At 27.4% G+C, this 18,065-nt stretch carries 20 protein-coding genes and 1 tRNA gene; 10 read left to right on the top strand and 11 right to left on the bottom strand.

Going from position 1 to position 18,065, the window contains the following annotated elements:
• Positions 1–3 precede the first annotated feature (3 nt).
• On the bottom strand, positions 4–438 hold the full coding sequence (locus NPA07_RS00405; RefSeq protein ID WP_126118148.1) for an LSm family protein: 435 nt from the start codon (positions 436–438) through the stop codon (positions 4–6).
• Positions 439–716: 278 nt separating this feature from the next.
• Here NPA07_RS00405 and NPA07_RS00400 point away from each other — a divergent pair, with 278 nt between their 5' ends.
• Genes NPA07_RS00400 through NPA07_RS00390 form a run of 3 tightly spaced genes read left to right on the top strand, consistent with a single transcriptional unit; the run spans position 717 to position 2,310 of the window.
• The gene (locus tag NPA07_RS00400) at positions 717–1,601 is read left to right on the top strand and encodes a hypothetical protein (protein ID WP_126118005.1); all 885 of its coding nucleotides are present in this window, start codon (positions 717–719) and stop codon (positions 1,599–1,601) included.
• A gap of 57 nt (positions 1,602–1,658) precedes the next feature.
• Positions 1,659–2,141 carry a hypothetical protein gene (locus tag NPA07_RS00395; protein WP_256553220.1) on the top strand — a complete coding sequence of 161 codons (483 nt, stop codon included), beginning with the start codon at positions 1,659–1,661 and terminating at the stop codon, positions 2,139–2,141.
• Positions 2,092–2,310 carry a hypothetical protein gene (locus tag NPA07_RS00390; RefSeq protein WP_256553219.1) on the top strand — a complete coding sequence of 73 codons (219 nt, stop codon included), beginning with the start codon at positions 2,092–2,094 and terminating at the stop codon, positions 2,308–2,310. The genes NPA07_RS00395 and NPA07_RS00390 overlap by 50 nt, the downstream gene beginning before the upstream one ends.
• Positions 2,311–2,944: 634 nt before the next feature.
• Here the strand turns inward: NPA07_RS00390 and NPA07_RS00385 are convergent.
• The 3 genes from NPA07_RS00385 to NPA07_RS00375 all read right to left on the bottom strand — a co-directional run bounded on the left by NPA07_RS00385 (position 2,945) and on the right by NPA07_RS00375 (position 5,167).
• Entirely contained in the window at positions 2,945–3,931 is a 987-nt protein-coding gene (locus tag NPA07_RS00385) for a DHH family phosphoesterase (RefSeq protein ID WP_126118149.1), read from the bottom strand.
• A gap of 8 nt (positions 3,932–3,939) precedes the next feature.
• On the bottom strand, positions 3,940–4,908 hold the full coding sequence (locus NPA07_RS00380; protein WP_126118150.1) for a DHH family phosphoesterase: 969 nt from the start codon (positions 4,906–4,908) through the stop codon (positions 3,940–3,942).
• 183 nt (positions 4,909–5,091) lie between these two features.
• Positions 5,092–5,167, bottom strand: a tRNA-His gene (locus NPA07_RS00375).
• Positions 5,168–5,228: 61 nt separating this feature from the next.
• Here NPA07_RS00375 and mnmG point away from each other — a divergent pair.
• The 3 genes from mnmG (at position 5,229) to NPA07_RS00360 (ending at position 9,020) form a co-directional block, all read left to right on the top strand.
• Positions 5,229–7,085 carry a tRNA uridine-5-carboxymethylaminomethyl(34) synthesis enzyme MnmG gene (mnmG, locus tag NPA07_RS00370; protein WP_126118151.1) on the top strand — a complete coding sequence of 619 codons (1,857 nt, stop codon included), beginning with the start codon at positions 5,229–5,231 and terminating at the stop codon, positions 7,083–7,085.
• Complete coding sequence (locus tag NPA07_RS00365) at positions 7,072–7,518, top strand: 23S rRNA (pseudouridine(1915)-N(3))-methyltransferase RlmH (RefSeq protein ID WP_126118152.1); 447 nt, start codon at positions 7,072–7,074, stop codon at positions 7,516–7,518. The genes mnmG and NPA07_RS00365 overlap by 14 nt, the downstream gene beginning before the upstream one ends.
• Positions 7,519–7,676: 158 nt before the next feature.
• The gene (locus tag NPA07_RS00360) at positions 7,677–9,020 is read left to right on the top strand and encodes a hypothetical protein (protein ID WP_256553218.1); all 1,344 of its coding nucleotides are present in this window, start codon (positions 7,677–7,679) and stop codon (positions 9,018–9,020) included.
• Between the two features lie 109 nt (positions 9,021–9,129).
• Here NPA07_RS00360 and NPA07_RS00355 read toward each other — a convergent pair whose 3' ends face one another.
• The 3 genes from NPA07_RS00355 to NPA07_RS00345 all read right to left on the bottom strand — a co-directional run bounded on the left by NPA07_RS00355 (position 9,130) and on the right by NPA07_RS00345 (position 12,446).
• Positions 9,130–9,591, bottom strand: a complete 462-nt coding sequence (locus NPA07_RS00355) for a hypothetical protein (protein ID WP_126118155.1) — start codon at positions 9,589–9,591, stop codon at positions 9,130–9,132.
• The gene (locus tag NPA07_RS00350; protein ID WP_126118156.1) at positions 9,546–10,553 is read right to left on the bottom strand and encodes a hypothetical protein; all 1,008 of its coding nucleotides are present in this window, start codon (positions 10,551–10,553) and stop codon (positions 9,546–9,548) included. The genes NPA07_RS00355 and NPA07_RS00350 overlap by 46 nt, the downstream gene beginning before the upstream one ends.
• 66 nt (positions 10,554–10,619) lie before the next feature.
• Entirely contained in the window at positions 10,620–12,446 is a 1,827-nt protein-coding gene (locus NPA07_RS00345; RefSeq protein ID WP_126118157.1) for a M3 family oligoendopeptidase, read from the bottom strand.
• 133 nt (positions 12,447–12,579) lie between these two features.
• Here NPA07_RS00345 and NPA07_RS00340 point away from each other — a divergent pair, with 133 nt between their 5' ends.
• The 3 genes from NPA07_RS00340 to NPA07_RS00330 all read left to right on the top strand — a co-directional run bounded on the left by NPA07_RS00340 (position 12,580) and on the right by NPA07_RS00330 (position 13,914).
• On the top strand, positions 12,580–12,795 hold the full coding sequence (locus tag NPA07_RS00340; protein WP_218017466.1) for a hypothetical protein: 216 nt from the start codon (positions 12,580–12,582) through the stop codon (positions 12,793–12,795).
• Positions 12,796–12,917: 122 nt separating this feature from the next.
• Complete coding sequence (locus NPA07_RS00335; protein ID WP_218017467.1) at positions 12,918–13,547, top strand: DNA methyltransferase; 630 nt, start codon at positions 12,918–12,920, stop codon at positions 13,545–13,547.
• Positions 13,477–13,914, top strand: coding sequence for a DNA adenine methylase (locus tag NPA07_RS00330; protein WP_318032798.1), 438 nt, complete (start codon positions 13,477–13,479; stop codon positions 13,912–13,914). The genes NPA07_RS00335 and NPA07_RS00330 overlap by 71 nt, the downstream gene beginning before the upstream one ends.
• A 49-nt stretch (positions 13,915–13,963) precedes the next feature.
• Here the strand turns inward: NPA07_RS00330 and NPA07_RS00325 are convergent, their stop codons facing one another.
• The 4 genes from NPA07_RS00325 to NPA07_RS00315 form a co-directional block, all read right to left on the bottom strand.
• Complete coding sequence (locus NPA07_RS00325) at positions 13,964–14,377, bottom strand: transposase (protein WP_256553217.1); 414 nt, start codon at positions 14,375–14,377, stop codon at positions 13,964–13,966.
• Between the two features lie 331 nt (positions 14,378–14,708).
• A complete protein-coding gene (locus NPA07_RS05705) occupies positions 14,709–14,876 on the bottom strand; it encodes a hypothetical protein (protein WP_408634432.1) in 168 nt (55 codons plus the stop codon).
• Positions 14,852–15,157, bottom strand: a complete 306-nt coding sequence (locus tag NPA07_RS00320; protein ID WP_256553216.1) for a hypothetical protein — start codon at positions 15,155–15,157, stop codon at positions 14,852–14,854. The genes NPA07_RS05705 and NPA07_RS00320 overlap by 25 nt, the downstream gene beginning before the upstream one ends.
• A 227-nt stretch (positions 15,158–15,384) precedes the next feature.
• Entirely contained in the window at positions 15,385–15,711 is a 327-nt protein-coding gene (locus tag NPA07_RS00315) for a hypothetical protein (protein WP_256553215.1), read from the bottom strand.
• A 690-nt stretch (positions 15,712–16,401) separates the two neighbouring features.
• On the opposite strand from NPA07_RS00315, the gene NPA07_RS00310 reads away from it, so the two are divergent.
• On the top strand, positions 16,402–17,991 hold the full coding sequence (locus NPA07_RS00310) for a hypothetical protein (protein ID WP_126118161.1): 1,590 nt from the start codon (positions 16,402–16,404) through the stop codon (positions 17,989–17,991).
• Positions 17,992–18,065 lie beyond the last annotated feature (74 nt).

The raw sequence follows: 18,065 nt of genomic DNA, 5'->3' as shown, positions 1-18,065 counted from the left end.
TCCTTAGTTAAATTTTATGTATTTCTCTACTTTTTTAATGTTATTTTTGCCAATAAATATTTTTCTAAATTGGCCTTTACTGTTTCAATGAATTAAAATTTTGTCTTCTAGAACTTCTAATAATTTGGCATTAAATTTATCTTGTTTTTCAACATTTTTAATTAAATAAATAGTCAGCATTTCGTTGATGTGATTTATCAAATCATCTATTTTATAGGCTAATTCGACACCTGGGGAATGTACAGATAATGAATCAACATCAATATTTGAATACATTAAATCAATGTACTCATTGATTTCTTTTGATATTTTTTCTACATCGTTTAAATCGCTAAACTTAACACTCACATCAAGTAATTTTAAACCATCTTCATTTATTATTTTTGCATCTAAAATTACATCTCCAAATTTGTTTACTAATTCATCTTTTCAATTCATAAAACCTCCGTCAAAAATAACAAAGAGTTGCAAGTTGCAACTCTGTAATATTCACTTGATATATTTATTATATCACAAGTCAACAAGGTATAACAAAAACTTGCTCATAAGCTGTGAATTCCAAAACAAATTGAGCTCTTTAAATTCTAAAACAATTTGAACACTTTATGGTAATTTTTCATTAGATTATTTTATAAATAAAGACACAAAAAATAAGGCATCAAAAAAGTTAATTTTATAATTTAGTGCCTTATTTTTTTATATTTATAAATATCTGTATGAAAAAATCATTTAATACTAAACACAAAGATTCAACTGAATATGAATTAAATAAAAAAATTAATATTGAAAAAATTGTTTTCTATTTAAAAAAGGGCTTTACTGCAAGAAGAATTCATTCTTTGATTGGAGATGGATCGAGTGGAATTTCTTATTCAACTATTAGAAGATACATTAAACAAATTAGAGTGTGTGAAAAGGAAAATGCAACACCAATTGTAATGTATTCACATGGAAATTTAAACAACAAAAATGCAGAAAAAGATTTTAACAATGAAATAGAAAAGGCAATTACAAATATGAAATTAAAGGACAAAGAATATTTTAAAGATAGGGATGAAAATAAGTTTTCTGTACCTTTTAATCATTTTTTTAAAAATAAAGACGAAGATAAACTTAAAGAAAAAATGTGCCTCACAACATTCATAAATAAATGTAATATGACAGGCTATGTTAAACCTACACAACATAAGAAAACAAGGAGAAATGTTAGAAATTATTTAATTGTATTAACAAAAACAGAAGATAAAAATATAAACAAAAAACAGCCTTATATAAAGATTAAATCAATTGATAATATGGAAAATGTTAAAAGGTTACCAAGAACAATGAATTCAGTTAAATTTGAATTTGGTGAACAAGTGCAAGCAGATGTTTGTTATGAAGCGTGAATTAAAGAATTAGACAATTTTCATATATATACAATTGTAGAAACATCTTCCAAAATGTTGGTCTCAATATATGCTGAGAAAGAAGAAACAACAATAGGTTATATGAAACTTTTTGAACTTCTTTATAGGGCTTTTGGGATTCCAATGTCTGTTAGAACAGATAAAAGAACGTGCTTTTCTTACAAAGGGAATGATACTGAATTAGCACGATAAATCATAAAAAAAGGTACTGAAGTATCGTCTGCAAGTTACGGCGAATTTAAACCAGATGTGGAGCGAACAAACAGAACTTTACAACCTTGGTTAATAATTTTTTTACGTGATAATAATATAAAAACTATTGATCAAATTAATGAAAATGCTCTCTTGATCATTAATAAATATAATGAACATTTCAATAAAAAAATAGGTGATAAATTAAATTTCTTTATAAAACCAAAAGATGAAATGGATACAAAGTTATATTTATCAATTGATAGAAAATTCAACAATGGTGTTATTCAATTTCAAAATAAATTTTATATACCGGTTACAGATGATAACAAGTACAAAATTATACAAAACGGTGTGGAATTGAGGTTCGTTCATAATTCAAATAATGAGTATTTCTTCATTATCAACAATAAACTATTCAAAGCAAGAATATTACGTGATGATGAGTTAACTGAGTTTCAAAAATTTTGTAAAACATTTCATTTGTTCTATGATGACAAAAGATCAGAATGCTTATATCAGTGCCACAAAAGCAAGTAAAGATTTTTTACCTTACCTACGAAAGTTAATTGATGACATTAGCAATACTTCTAATTGCTCAAATGAACTCCTTAAAGAAAATCTAAATATGGCAGAATTAATTTATAAATCATTAAGCGATAACTATAAATTATTGCTAGATTCAGTTGAAAAAACAGCCAGCAACTAACTAACTGTTTATAAAAAATAAGGCAATAATGGAGAATTTAATTCTCCATTTTTATTTTAAAAAATAATAGTTAATTCCAAAACAAAAGGAGAACTTATAGGATCTCATTTTGTTTTGGAATTAAACACAAAAAAGAGCTCAATTTGTTTTAAAACTTACACACAAGTCAACAAGGTATAACAAAAACTTGCTCATAAGCAAGTTTGTCTGATTATAATCATTTTAAGCACTTTTATTTTTGAATATGATGACATAGATAACATAAATTGATGTAATTAATTCAACCCATGAAGAAAACAAGAAATATGCTTGCGAGAAATAAGGAGCTTGAAAATATCGAAACAGACTCCGCAAACAAAAATCGTATAAGTAAGGAGTGTACTTATTGAACAATAAAAAGGAATTAAAAATATTCTAACAAGCAATAAGAAAAGGACAATTAAAATGCTATATCAATTTACAAAAAAATTTAAAAAAAGGTATGTAGATTATGTAATTTTGAAAACTAAATTTGAATAAAATATAAAGTGCTGGAGAATATTACTCTCCATTATTATTATAAAAAATTTTGCAATGACTCAAAATGTTTTAATTTATATGTGGTATAAAAAACTCGCTTATAAGCAAGTTAACATTATTTTTGTTGGTTCTCGTTACCCTCAATTTCTCAGCGATCTACTTCACTGTTGCAATCTTTTATAACGGCATCGAGCTCACTTCAGGTTTTAATCATAGCACCTGATGCTCTTTCGTGGCCGCCGCCGCCTCATTTAACTGCAACATTGCGAACACAAGGTCCATTTGATCTAAATTCAACTCTAATTCTGCCGTCTTCTTCTTCATTAAATTGAACTCAAAATGGATAGCCAATTATATTTCCAATTAAATTTACGCGGACAACTTGATTAGGTTTTTTGCCCAACTTTTTAGTTGTTTCTAAATCAATTGTGGTATACGCAACCTTACCAACTGTTTTTAAATTATTTAATAATGTTTGATTAATTTTTAAATCATCTAAAGGAGTAGCAGCCATGCCTAAAAATACTTTATCAGATTCAAGTCCGCATTCATATAAAAATGAAGCCAAAAAGTGAGTTCTTGAACTAGTATCACCATATCTAAAGCCACCTGAATCGGTTACAATTCCTGTAAAAATACAATTTGCTGCTTGAATGGTTACTTTTCACTTGTTTGTGTATGCTAAGTCAGCAACCATTTCGGCAGCTGCAATACGATTTGACTCAACTCATCTAGTACACTTATCCAAATCATCATCGTTAGGGTGGTGATCAATTCTTAAGACTTCTGCAAATAAATTCTTATCCAAAATTTCACGACATTGAATTCTATCTTTAAAGTTTGCATCAGGTACAATAGCTAGTGATTTCTTGAGCACACTATCACTAGGGCACTTATCAAATTTAAGATTTAGAAAGCCGAACATACCTTCACTATTACCAACTGTATAAACTTTTTTGCATGGAAAATTTACTCTAATTAATTCTGCTAAACCAGCTTGCGAACCTAAACAGTCGCCATCAGGTCTAATGTGATGAAAAATAACTATTGAGTCATATTTTTGAATTAATTTTGTTGCTTCTTGTAAACTACCTATTTTCATATGTGACATTATTTAGCCTCTCATTCCTTGATACAATCATTTAATTCTTTTAACACAGTACTAACTTCATATCATGAATTTATTGTGCAACCTGCAGCATTATCGTGGCCACCACCATTATGCAACCTTGCTACATTATTAACTAGAGGTCCATTAGAACGTAAACGACATCTTATTGTGCCATTCTCAAGTTGAATAAAGAAAGCTCAACATGAATTATTTTCAATATTTGCCAATTCATTGACAAATATTGCAGCCTCTAAATCATTCATTCCATACTTATCCATAATTTCTCTTGTTACTTCAAAATATAAAACCCTACCATTTTGTTTAAAACCTGAAAGAATTTCGCCTGAATATTTAATATCTCTTGTGGTTCTTTTGTTTAGTTCTTTTAAAATCCATTGTGGATTTAAATCTCCTTTTTCAATTAAGTGAGCCACTAACTTATATGTTCTAGCAGAAGTGTCTGGATATAGGAAACGTCCTGAATCAGTGTTAATTCCTAAATAAACATGTTCTGCTGCCTTCTTACTAATTTTTCACTTAGAGCCTTTTGCTAACATTGCAATCATTTCAGCAGCAGCTACATAATGTTCATCAACTCATAAATAATCATATTTAATATCCGAATCATTTGGATGATGGTCAATTCTAAGTGTAGCAGTAAATTTTTTATCTACTAAAAGGTGTGCATCTTGAATACGATCACTGCTGGAAGCATCAACAACAATGCCTAGTGAGTTAGAAAAGTCAACAGTCTCAATTGGGTCATAATGATAATTCATAAAATCAAATGTGTGAACATTATTACCAACTGTGAAAACCTTTTTATCAGGATAGTTTGTTTTTATTAATTCCGCAAGTCCTGCTTGTGAACCTAAACAGTCACCATCAGGTCTAATGTGATGAAAAATGATTATGTTTTTATATTTTTCAATTGCTTGTAATGCAACTTTGAATGTACCTATTTTCATATTTATTCTCCTTTAATTTGAATAATAATTATATTTAATTTTTAAAAAATTAAATTTTTGAAATAAATTTTGGCATTCTAAATTTACCAAAAGCACTGTTTTATAGTGTTATTATTAAAATGCTAAATTTTGGTTGCTTACTTAAATTATGGAAAAAAATATGAAAAAAGCAAAATAAAAAAATGGGGCGGATGAAGGGATTCGAACCCTCGCATGACGGGACCACAACCCGCTGTGTTAACCGCTTCACCACATCCGCCACATAATTAGCCTATTTATTATAATATATTTTTTACAAAATAAACTAAAATATAAGAACTATGAATAAGAAAAGTGTAAATGTACATAAATATGAAGCTGTTGTTATTGGTGGTGGACATGCTGGACTTGAAGCTGCTTTCGCACTTGCTCACAAAAATCATAAAACTCTTTTGGTATCTTTAAATAAGCAACGTTTAGGTATGATGCCTTGTAATCCATCAATCGGTGGACCTGCAAAAGGTATTATTACTAGGGAAATTGATGCACTTGGTGGAATGCAAGGTCTTTGAGCTGACCTAAGTATGATTCAATTAAAAATGCTTAATCAGTCAAAAGGCCCAGCAGTTCGTGCACTAAGAGCTCAAATAGACAAAGAAAAATATATGAAGATTGCCCTTGAATATGTTTTAAAGGAACCGAATTTAGATCTTATTGAAGATATTGCAGAGGAAATAATAGTTAACAACAAAAAAGAATTTAAAGCTATCAAACTTGCAAATGGTGATGTCATTGAAGCTAAGGTCTGTGTTATTACAACAGGTACTTATATGGATTCAAGAATTCTAAGGGGAGACGTTATTAAAATAAGCGGGCCTGATAATGAAAAAACAAGTAACAAATTGAGCAATTCTCTAAAGGAACTTGGTTTTAAAATTCAAAGACTTAAAACAGGTACACCACCAAGAATTTATTCAGATTCAATTGATTATTCACAAGTCCAAGAGGAAGTATTAAGCGACACAAATCTTTCTTTTTCATCGAGATCAAATGTTAAATTACCACGACAAATTGCTTGCTATTTAACTTATACAACACCTGAAACTCATAGAATAATTGATCAAAACCTAACTAAGAGTGCAATGTATGGTGGAATAATTAAAGGAATTGGTCCTCGATATTGCCCATCTGTTGAAGATAAAATTGTTAAGTTCCCATCAAAAGAACGCCACCAAATTTTCTTTGAACCAGAAACTGCTGATGGTTCAATAACTTATGTCAATGGACTATCAACTTCAATGCCAGTTGAAGTACAAGAATTAATGATTAGAAGTATTCCAGGTCTTAAAAATTGCAAGATTCAAAAATATGCATATGCAATTGAATATGATGCAATTGATCCTTTGCAATTAAAACCGACACTAGAAACCAAAAAAATTAAAAATCTTTATTCGGCTGGACAAATTAACGGCACAAGCGGTTATGAAGAAGCTGCTGCACAAGGTTTAATAGCAGGTATTAATGCAGCATTAAGAATAGAAAAAAAAGACGGTATTGTTATACTAAGAAATCATGGATATATTGGTGTATTAATCGATGATTTAGTAACTAAAGGCACGAAAGAGCCATATAGAATGTTAACATCAAGGGCTGAATATAGATTACTTTTAAGAAATGATAATGCTGATATTCGATTGGCCGAATATGGCTATAAAATAGGTCTTATAGACAAAAATCAATACCAAAAAGTTACTAAAAAATATGATTTAATTGACCAAGAAATTCAAAGGCTTCATACTACTTATCTTTCTTCAAAGGATCCTGTTGCAATTAAATATGATATTACAACCGGCATATCACTATTGCAAACATTGGCTCGCCCTAACATTGATCCACATGACATAATCCCGAATTTCCCATATCTCGAAGAATTAACAACAATGGTTAGACTTCATGGTTATATCGAGAAACAAAAAAGTGAAGCCAATAAAGTAGTTCGCCTTGAAAATTATAAAATTCCCGAGGATTTAGAATATAACAAAATTAATAATATTGCAACTGAGGCAAAACAAAAATTAATAAGTGTTAAGCCAGCAACAATTGGTCAAGCAAGTAGAATTAGTGGAATTAATCCAGCTGATATTCAAATGCTTATGTTTTATTTAGAAACAACAAGGAAGAAGAATGAGAAAGATTAAAATTGTTGCTGTTGGTTCATTAAGCCCTGAATTTAAAGTCCTTTTTAATCAGTATGCAAAAAATATAAGCCATTATGCACAACTTAGTATTGTTGAGATTAAAGAATTCAGCGAAGAAAAAAACATAGAAGTTAAAAAAGACAAGGAAACAAAGCTAATCAACTCGCACATTAGTGACGATACTTATGTAATTTATGCATCGCTAAATGGTAAATCGCTAGATTCTGTTGAATTAAGTAATATCGTTAATAATAATACAAATTTAACTTTTATTATTGGTGGAAGTGATGGTGTTAATGAAGACTTAATTAATTGCAATATGAAAATTAATTTTTCAAAATTAACCTGACCACATCAGTTGTTTAGAGTTATGCTTGCAGAACAAATTTATCGCTCATTTATGATTATTAACAATAAAAAGTACCATAAGTAAGGGCCAAAAAGTGTTATTAATACAAATAATTAAAATTTACTAAAACACCTGTTTTATAGGTGTTTTTGATTTTTTATGGCATTTTAACTCCGAAAGTGTAAATATGCCGTGTGATTATTTGTAAAAATATTTTTTTATTTTTAAAATATAATTTTTTTATGGAAAAAAATAAACGTTTACAATGAAGAATTAGCACAAGCATTATGACAAAGGGTAAAAGATACATATCAATTGGAATTCCTAAAAATAATAACAAAGGGTTTTCAATCAGGTTTGGATATGGTTATGTGGAAGATTTAAAAAAATATCATGATGATCCTATTGAAAAAATTAAATCAATATTGCCTTCTTTTAGTCTTGCTTTGACACCTGAAGATGCAAAGAAAAAACTTGATAGAGAATTTAAAGGTATTAAAGAACCAAAGAAGGAATATTATAAAAAATATGAAGGCTTGGATTTCCTAAAGAAAATTTTTGCATATCTTAATCCTTTTAAAAATATCGAAATTAATGAAAAAATAAAATTAAATGATGTTATTACAAATTTCATATTTAAGGATTTTAACAAACACGGAGAAAATTGAATACCAGTAGATGAAGACGATGTTGATGGTAATTTGGAAAATTTTTATAATATATTAGATTTTATTTCTGATAACAAAATGGAACTTTTAAAAAAAGCAAATAGCAACCTGTTAACTAATTACAAACTCAATTTTGATGAAATTTGATATAGTACTACAACATATTATTTAGAATCTTACGATTGTTTTGATGAAGATGATGAGTATGATGAATGACCAAGAAGAAAAATTACAAGGGATAAGGTTACTCTTGCACTTGCGACCGATAAAAATGGGGTTTTATTGAACTTCAAATTATTTTTACCTGGAGAAAGTAAAAGTTCAACACTAATACCTTTTGTAACTGAATTGCAAGAAATTTACAATATTAATTCGGCTACAATAGTTGCAAAAAATGAAATATGCACTAAAAAAAATATAGAAGCCTTAAGGCAAATAGGTTGAGAATTAATTAATAATACAACAGCAGTTGTTAAAAATAAAAAACAAAGTGGGTTAATTAGTACCAAATTAAAGGATTTAAAAGATAGTGAACTACGCGAATTATATTCAAGAGAAGACTTAATTAGAAATACATGAAGTTTTTTAAAAAATGAACTTTTTGTTACTTCAAGGATTTCACTTTCAGCTGAACATGTTGATAAGTATAGTTGCCTATGTCTTATGAGTCTTATGGTTCTTAGATATACAATTTACATAATTAATTCTGAATTAGGTTTACAAGGCAAAAATAAATTCACAGAGTCTAAACTGAATGATATTGCTATGGGTGTTATTAGAATTATTATTTTGACTGATGGAGTTGAAACAGACAGTTTTAAATTTTCGAATTCACATACAGATGAAATATGAAATTTATATGAATCTATTAAAAAATGTTTGCTTAATAAATATCCACAAATTGAGAATAACAAATAATTTAAAAATGAAAATAAAAAATGTGATGTATTGCAGCAAAAGGCACATCACATTTTTAAATTTTGCTTTCAGTAATTGCAGTTAAATTGAATTACATTAATAAATGGACTTATATAGCCAAAATATCAACTATTTTTTCAACTTCGTCTAATAATTTACTATTTCTTCAGTTCAAACCATCATCACTTTGTTTCTTGTATGATCTTAGATAGTTAATAATTTGATTGAATGAATAAGTTTTGCTTAAATCTAATCTTGCAAATTCATTCTTAACACGAGTTAGAATTATTAATGAAATATAGTTTATAAATTCAGTTGCATACAAACAATATTCATAGTTTTTTGCTGTTTTTGGTAATTCTAAAATACCTTTGTAAAATTTAAATGCTTCTTCACTTACTCATCTTTGTAAATAAATTGTATATACATTTTCCAATGACAATCTACTATTAGATTCGAAGACAATTATGCCTAATTTTTTTGATTCTTCATTGAACTTTCCGAAATCAAAATTACCACTTTTTACTAACGCTTGATAAAGTGATTTTCTTTCTTTTGCTTCAATGTCCAAATCTTTAATTGTGTAATAATATTTGTTTTCAATATAGTTATTTTGCCAAGTATTTTTTTATCTTTGAATGTTAAAGGAACTAAATCATCAGTTAAATTATTGGCTAAAGTATTTTTTGAAGAATGTTTAATTGGAAATAAATATCCTGACTTTTTTTGTTTTTCAATTTCTTTTATTATTTCTGAATTTCACTGGTTATTATCACCTACAATAATTTCATTTTTATTAGCTATTCTTTCTAGATAATCACTAAAAATAGTGCTATCTATTATATTTCAAAAATATGGTCTACTATAAATAGGTTCTTTCGTTTCTAAATCATAGGTGTATAAAAGAGTAAAATCGCTGTCATCTTTTGTCTTTTCTGTTCCAATAGTATTAACAAAAGCTGAATCATCAAAATTGTTTGATTTTAGTGTTGCATCTACAATTTGAATAGATTTATTAAACTGACTAATTCTATCAACCATAAATCTTTCAATTTTTGCATAGTTTTTTCCAACTTTTTCAAAAAATTCATGATGTGTTGAATCGCTAAAACTAACATTCTTAAATAATTCTGATAAAAAAGATGTTTTATAATGAAATCCTAAATCTTTGGCAGTTGCATTAGGATAACCACAGCGAATTAAAGCAATCAAATACAACTTTTTGGCTGTCAATTCATCAAAGTACTTTTGTAATTGTTTATATATATTTATGCCACAACTATGAAAAATGGCGACATCTCCATAATCTTTTATTATTGTTAAATCCTTCTCAATGTTTTTCATAATTTTTGGTTCTTTTAATGGCACATATTGCCCATTTTCAATTCGACCAACAACAGCAATGTTGTATGGAATAGCTTTTCCATTAACATATTTGGAACCTCTTTTAACAACTGAATATACACCAAAACTATGCCTTACAATTGTTCCTTTTGGTCTTTCAATATTTAATATTTCTTTTGGTATCGCCATATTTTCCTCTTTAATATTGATTGATTAGTTTTACTAATTTCCCTGTTTTATAGTTCTTTTAGAAAACTACTTAATTTTAAAAATTTTCTTGCCTAACTTAATTCATTTTTCAATTAAATCTTTGAAATAACTAAAACCTATTTCATAAAACTTTGGATCACTTAAATCTGCACCAACCTTTTTAAGTGTTTCGAGAGGATAATCCCTATCTCCTGCACTTAAAAAATCATTAATATAAACTTGCAAGTATGAATCACCTTCAGCCTTAAGCCTTGAATAAAAATAGTTTGCAACTAATTGACCAATAGCATACTTATAAACATAAAATCCATAGTAATAATGTGGCACATAAACTGACATAATATTTTTGTCCTTTTTGTATTTATTTGGCTTGGTTGAATACTTCAATGAATTTTTATGGTAAATTTTACTTAATGATTCATATGAAGGACTAGCTTGATCATTTTCAATGGCTCTATATAAATCATATTCATAATTAGCTCACATAATTTGTCTAAAAACTGTGCCTATAAAACCATCGATCATATTGTCAAGAATCTTGAATTTAAATAAGTCATTTTTGCTATTTTTTAATAGGTAGTCATAAAGCATAAGTTCATTAAATATTGAAGCTATCTCAGCTAAAATTATTGGATATGAAGCATTGTTTATATCATTATTTTTGTCTGAAAAATAAGAATGCATTGAGTGACCTAGTTCATGTGCTAATGTTTCAACAGAACCAAGTTCACCATCAAAGTTCATTAAAATATATTTTTTATCAACACCATATGTGTTGCCGATGCTATAAGCACCTGAAAGTTTGTTGTCTATTGTCATATAGTCAACTCATCTCTCATTTATTGCTTTGTTAATCATAGTGTGATATTCAGAACCAAAAGGCCTTAGAGCTTCTGAAACAATGTTTTGCATTTGTTCTATGGTATATGTACTTTTAACTTTTACTAATTCACGATATGAGTCATATTTTGCTTGATATTTTTGACCAAATTTTGCCTCGTAAAATTTCTTGTAATATTTATTTCTCTTTTTAATTGAATACTTTAGTGTAGCAACTTTATCAAAGAGAAATTGAAGTTTGTTTTTATCGATTTTGTCGCCATAGGTCAGCATATCGATTGAATTTTTGTATTTTCGCACTTTTGCACCAACGGTTATAGCTTTAAAATGTTGATAAAGTAAATTAGCCATAGAGTCTTTATGTTTCATATGAGCCTTTAAAAAAGAATCATAGGTTGACTTGCGAACCTTGAAATCGTCGCTTTTCATATACTTAATTTTTACTGCTGGTGAAAGTTTATATTTCTTACCTTTTGAATCTGTGGCAAAGCCGTAATCAAGTTCACTATCTGATATGATGTTAAAAATTGATTCATAGTCGGGTTGCGAACTTGATGTAAGATTTATGTATTCCTCTACTTCATCATTGAGTTTGTGTTCATAGGCATCAATTGCATCAATTATACTTCTACGTTGATTTGCTAGTCTTGGATCATCTTTTCATATCTTAAATTTTTCAATATTCTTATAAAATCTAACTGTTTCACTTCCTATTTCTTCTTCAATTTTATTAATAAGATTTTCTCATTGTGTGCTTAGTTCAGTTCATTTTGAATCAACTAAATTTTGGTTATTATGGTTTGAAATATAGTTGTAGATTCTATTTGATAGAATACCTATATTTTTACCTAATTCAATTGATTCAATATATTTTTCAATACTTTCATATTTGCTATCTTTTGTTTCAATTGCTATTTTAGCTAGTGCTTTATATTCTTCAAAAAGGTCCCTTATTTTTTTACCTTTTAAAATATCTTCAAGATCGAAAGTATACTTAACATCAACATCATTAACACTTTTATATTGCTTCATTTTTGTAATCCTCGCTTGGTTGTTTAGTATTTTAATTTTATCATTACATAAAAGGCAATTATTCATTTTTGTATTGTGCTTTCATATCTATAAAAACATAACTCATTAAAAAATGATGGTATAATCAAAAAATATGAATTTCATTTATAAAAACAGGGACTGTTTGGACTTTATCAAAGAATTAAAACAAAATTTTTCATATCCAATTTTTGATGCAGTAATAACTGATCCACCTTATAACATTTCAAGAGAAAATAATTTTAATACCATAGGTAGAAATGGTATTAATTTGGTGTTTGAGATTATGGATTTGACCAGAAAAAATGAATTAAGGAAGTTTCACCTTTAATTAAAAACGGTGGTTCAATAATAATATTTGATGACTATAAAAACATAGGGGAAATTTGTGAAACATTAGAAGAGTGTGGATTTAAAATTAAGGATTTATTAAGATGAATCAAGAATAACCCAATGCCCAGAAATACTACAAGAAGATATGTTACAGATTATGAAATAGCAATCTGAGCAACAAAAGGAATAGGTTGAACATTTAACAAACCATGTAGTAAGCCTTATTTAAGACCATCATTTGAATATCCGGTTGTTCCAAAGTCAAAAGATAAAATTCACCCTACACAAAAGTCACTTTACTTATTAGATGAAATAATTAAAATTCACACAAACCCAGGAGATTGCATTTTTGATCCTTTTTGTGGAAGTGGCACAACAGGAGTTGCAGCAGTTAGAAATAATAGATTTTTTGTAGGGTGCGAGATTGATAAAAATTACTATAAGAAATCATTTGAAAGAATTAGAAATGAATACTATAATCTCATAAATTCAAGCAATGATTTTGTAACTAGAAGTCCTTTATATTATTTAGGGGACAAATATAAATTGTGACGAGAATTATCAACTTTATTTCCTAAAAATATTAACAATTTTTATGATGTTTTTGGTGGCGGAGGAACAATGATTAGCAATGTTGAAGCAAAAAATTATTTTTATAATGATAAGGATTCAAATCTAGTTAAAATCTTGCAATTTATGAACTCGAATCCGCTGAGCGAAATCCTTCTCTCTCTCTATTGACGACTATAAATTATCAAAGAAAAACAAAGAAGCATTTCTTAAATTAAGAGATGATTGAAACAATCTAAGTAACAAAAATTCATTTCAAGCACAAATAAAGTTGCTTTTACTTATTTTTTATGGATTCAATAATCAAATAAGATTTAATTCAAATAATAAATTTAATATTCCTGTTGGAAAACAAGAATTTAACACTAAGAGAAAAATTAATTTAAAGAAGTTTATCAATAACATTCAACATAAGAATGTCAGTTTTTCTAATTCAGGTTTTGAACTTTTTCTAAATGATTTAATAGATAATCAGAAACTAAACAAAGATGATTTTATATATCTTGACCCTCCCAAGTTTGACGAATCAATTAAAAAGGAGTATTAAAAATGACTAATACGCCTTATTTATAGGTGTATTGGTCATTTTTACAATTTTAGCCATGTGTTATAATACCCTCAATTTCATCGACTTTTCCCATCAGTGGAAGTCTTTCAATATTTAATTTTTCAATTAATTCAAGGTATTCAATTGGTTCATCAGTTCTCATAAAATACTCTGTATCATTCTCATAATCTTTAAAGGTTATTAGTTCAACTTCTCTAATACTGTTGAGTATTTTTTCAGTAGTAAATTTGTGATCATCTTCAACTATTGAGTCAATAGTGAATTCTAGAAATCTTTGGAGTACAAGGGCTAAATAACAAATAAGAAAATGCCCTTCAATTGTCTTCCTTTTTGATAGATAAACAGGTCTAACCTCAAATGATGTTTTTAGCATTCTAAACGAATCTTCAATCTTTCAAAGTTTTCGATATGTTGAAATAATTCTATCAGTCTTCATTTCCATATCGTTTGTGAATATTCCATAAAAGCCATCTCATTTTGCATCATCTTCAATTTTTGTTGTCTTTATCGTTACTTCTTTAACATTATAATCGAGATACTTTCTACCGCCTCTACTTAATTCTGAGCGAGCTTTTGAAGCATTGTTTTGAACACCTTTTAAAGCTTTTTCAATAAGTCTTTGCGGTCGCTCTCATCCTTTTTTCTTCTATTTTCACTGAAAGAAAGAACAAGTCTACCATCAATTATATATTTCTCATCATCTTCATTTTTTACAAATTTTGTATCTTTACGATCTCTAATAAAGTAGTTTTCAGTTATTTTATCATATGAATCTAAGTCAAGTATTTCAGAGGCAATTTTGCCTTTTGCTCTAATTTTTCTGCCATTATAAATTTAAAACCATTGTCAATTATCGACTGTAAATTAGGCCCAGAATTAAGTCCTCTATCAGCAACTATCGTTACATTTTCGATTCCTAAATTTTCCTTAACTTCCTGTATAAAAAGGATAAAAGTCTTAAAATCGCTTGTATTTCCGGAAAAAGTTTGTAACTTATTGGTATTCCATTTGCATCAATCATCAAACCTAATACCACTTGTGTTTGATTAACTTTTAAATCCTTTGAAAAACCAAAGATTCTAAAATCATCTGCTGTGAAACTTTCAAAATAAACTGTTGTAACATCGTAGAAAGCCTCTTCTAGATTTCTGTCCATTAATTCTGATAATCTATTGTTTAAATGTTTAATAATATCTAATCTTTCATCGCATAAAATTTCCAATGCTCTGTAATGAGATTTCAACGTGTCGTCATTCTCTATTAAATATGAATCATAAGATTGAACTGTTCTTAGTTTTGATGAAGGTTTTAAAATTCTTAAAAAGTTAGGTTCTCAACAATATTATTTAAATCATATCTGAAAAGAAATTCTTTACTTTTTAAATCAAAATATTCATCAAGTTTTAGTTTTTTGTAAATCGTTTTGTAAAGTAAATTACCATATTTTTTCTAACTATTTTTTACTTTTTCAGCCTTTTCTTCATATGTTAATTTGTCTTTGAATTCATTCCTTTCATTGAATTCTGTGTCAAATAAAGCATCAATAGATTTGTGAACTCTATACTTCAATAATTCATTATCTCTCGCTTCATTTCTCAAACCTTGATATTTATTTTTTAAATCCTCTAAAATGTTAGGATTTTCTTCTTGCAGTTTTGATAAAAGACCAAGTTTTTCAATAACCACTTGCTTTGTTTTATTTGTTCCTTTTATTCTAACCGAATGGCAAATTTGAACATATTCTTTGCCTGCTACTTTTGAAACTTTTACATACATAATTATATTATAACATATTATAACGCAAAATAAGAAAAAATGAAAAAATTTCATATACTTTAGTATATGAAGTGTTCATTTTCATTTTTGATTCGTCAAACTTGGGAAAAACAAAGAAGCATTTCTTAAATTAAGAGATGATTGAAACAATCTAAGTAACAAAAATTCATTTCAAGCACAAATAAAGTTGCTTTTACTTATTTTTTATGGATTCAATAATCAAATAAGATTTAATTCAAATAATAAATTTAATATTCCTGTTGGAAAACAAGAATTTAACACTAAGAGAAAAATTAATTTAAAGAAGTTTATCAATAACATTCAACATAAGAATGTCAGTTTTTCTAATTCAGGTTTTGAACTTTTCTAAATGATTTAATAGATAATCAGAAACTAAACAAAGATGATTTTATATATCTTGACCCTCCTTATTTAATAACTGATGCTACTTATAATAAAGATTGAACAGACAAAGATGATAAAAAATTATTTGAGATTCTTGATGTATTAACAAGAAAAAAATTAGGTGGGCACTATCAAATGTGTTGAAAGCCAAAGGAAAGGAAAATACAGAATTATTTAATTGGTCTAGAAAATACAATGTATTTAAACTCAATAAGAGTTATAAAAATTCCAATTATCAAAGAACAAAAACAAACGATGAAGATGAAGAGGTATTAATTACTAATTATGAAAATTAATGATTTTAATAAACTAGGTGGAACTGAATTAAGAACAAAAAAGCAGGTTAATTCCTATTGTCAAATACTTTACTGAATTAAAGACAATACGGATGAATTTAAAAAAATGTCTTCTCATGACAAACAGGAAGACTTATTTTATAAGTGAATAAAAATTGAAAATATTTACAAATACAAAGATGATAAAAAAATAAATAGGCTTGAAATGTTATGTAGTAGGCTTGAAAAATGAAAACTTGTTAAAAAGGACCCAACAACAAATTTGTTTTTTCTTGCTGATGATTTACTTGGTGTTGAAATAAATGAAAACTTGATATTCAAAAAAATATTTGAAAATTATGAACCATTTAGAGAAACAATTAATTTTATTTTAAATAATAAGGACAGAAAAATTGATACTAAAAAACTTTTTTTGGCTTTTGCATGTTTTGATGGTTCTGAATCTTTTGTTGATTTATATAATAAGTGTTCTATTGGAAAAATAGTTTCATTAAAAAAAGATGAAGATTTAAAAAATATTGAATCATATGAAAAAAATTTAGGTTTTAGAAAACCACCAAAGAATTTTGCTTTTTATAGAAACATATACAATATGATAAAAAATAATCAGCAAAAAGAAATAACAACAAAACATTTAACGGGCTTTAAAACAGATAAAAACTATAACCATTTGTATTTTAAAAGTAAAAATAAATTTGTGAATGTGAAGGAACAAATTTGCAATAGAATTAAGCAAATGAATTCAATTTCTGAATTTATTGAACTAATTGAAAAAAATAAATTGGAAACACTTTTATTTGATGAATATTTTGACTTATTCAGACGTTGACTACGTGATTTTACACTGATTAATGCAGATGAAAAAGTAATTGACGCAAGCAGAATTTATGTTAATGACATAGATAATTATCCATCGATTAATTATGAAAATATTAAACCAACAAAATATTTATGAAATCTAGATAAAACAAGAAAAATATTAAAACAAATTCAAGATCGTAATTGAGAAAAAATCAAGACAGAAAATGGCTTATTTTTTGTCGAAAACCATACAATCGCAGAATATTTTGTAAATTTATTTTTTGCCCATATACTAAATATTAAACCTCAAGACTTTACTAAATTTTCAAACACCAAAGTGGATTATGAACTTTTTCCAAAGCATACAGCTCCAGGAGGAGGAAGTGACTTCATTTATTACAGTAATGATAGAATATGATCTGTTGAAACCACTATTCACAAGACGTTGAAAGATATTGACGATCATGAAACAACCAGAGTGAACAGACATATAAGTGCTTATCTTAACGATTTTGAATATTACGAAGCCGTTGAGGAACAATATGACACAGATTCACTTGATAAGGTCAAATTGTTTATTATTTCATTTATGAATAATGAGAATAAAGAAACACATCTATTAAGTGAATGTATATCAGGGCATTTAAAACCACAAATAACAAAAACGGCGGGCTGAAGTAAAATTGCAAAAAATAGTGAATTTGATAAAATGCATGTTGTTAATTTACTTTCATTTTATAACCTAGCAAGTGATAACAATATACTTAAAAAACATTAATTAATTTTGAAACTTTTACAATATTTGCGAGAAAGATCAATATCGAGTCTTTCTTGTTTTTTTACTTTGAATAT

This window comes from Mycoplasmopsis caviae (assembly GCF_024498215.1).
Classification (GTDB): Bacteria; Bacillota_I; Bacilli_A; order Mycoplasmatales; family Metamycoplasmataceae; genus Mycoplasmopsis; species Mycoplasmopsis caviae.
The sequence above is the reverse complement of the archived record's forward strand: the minus strand, read 5'-3'. Positions and strand labels throughout refer to the sequence as shown.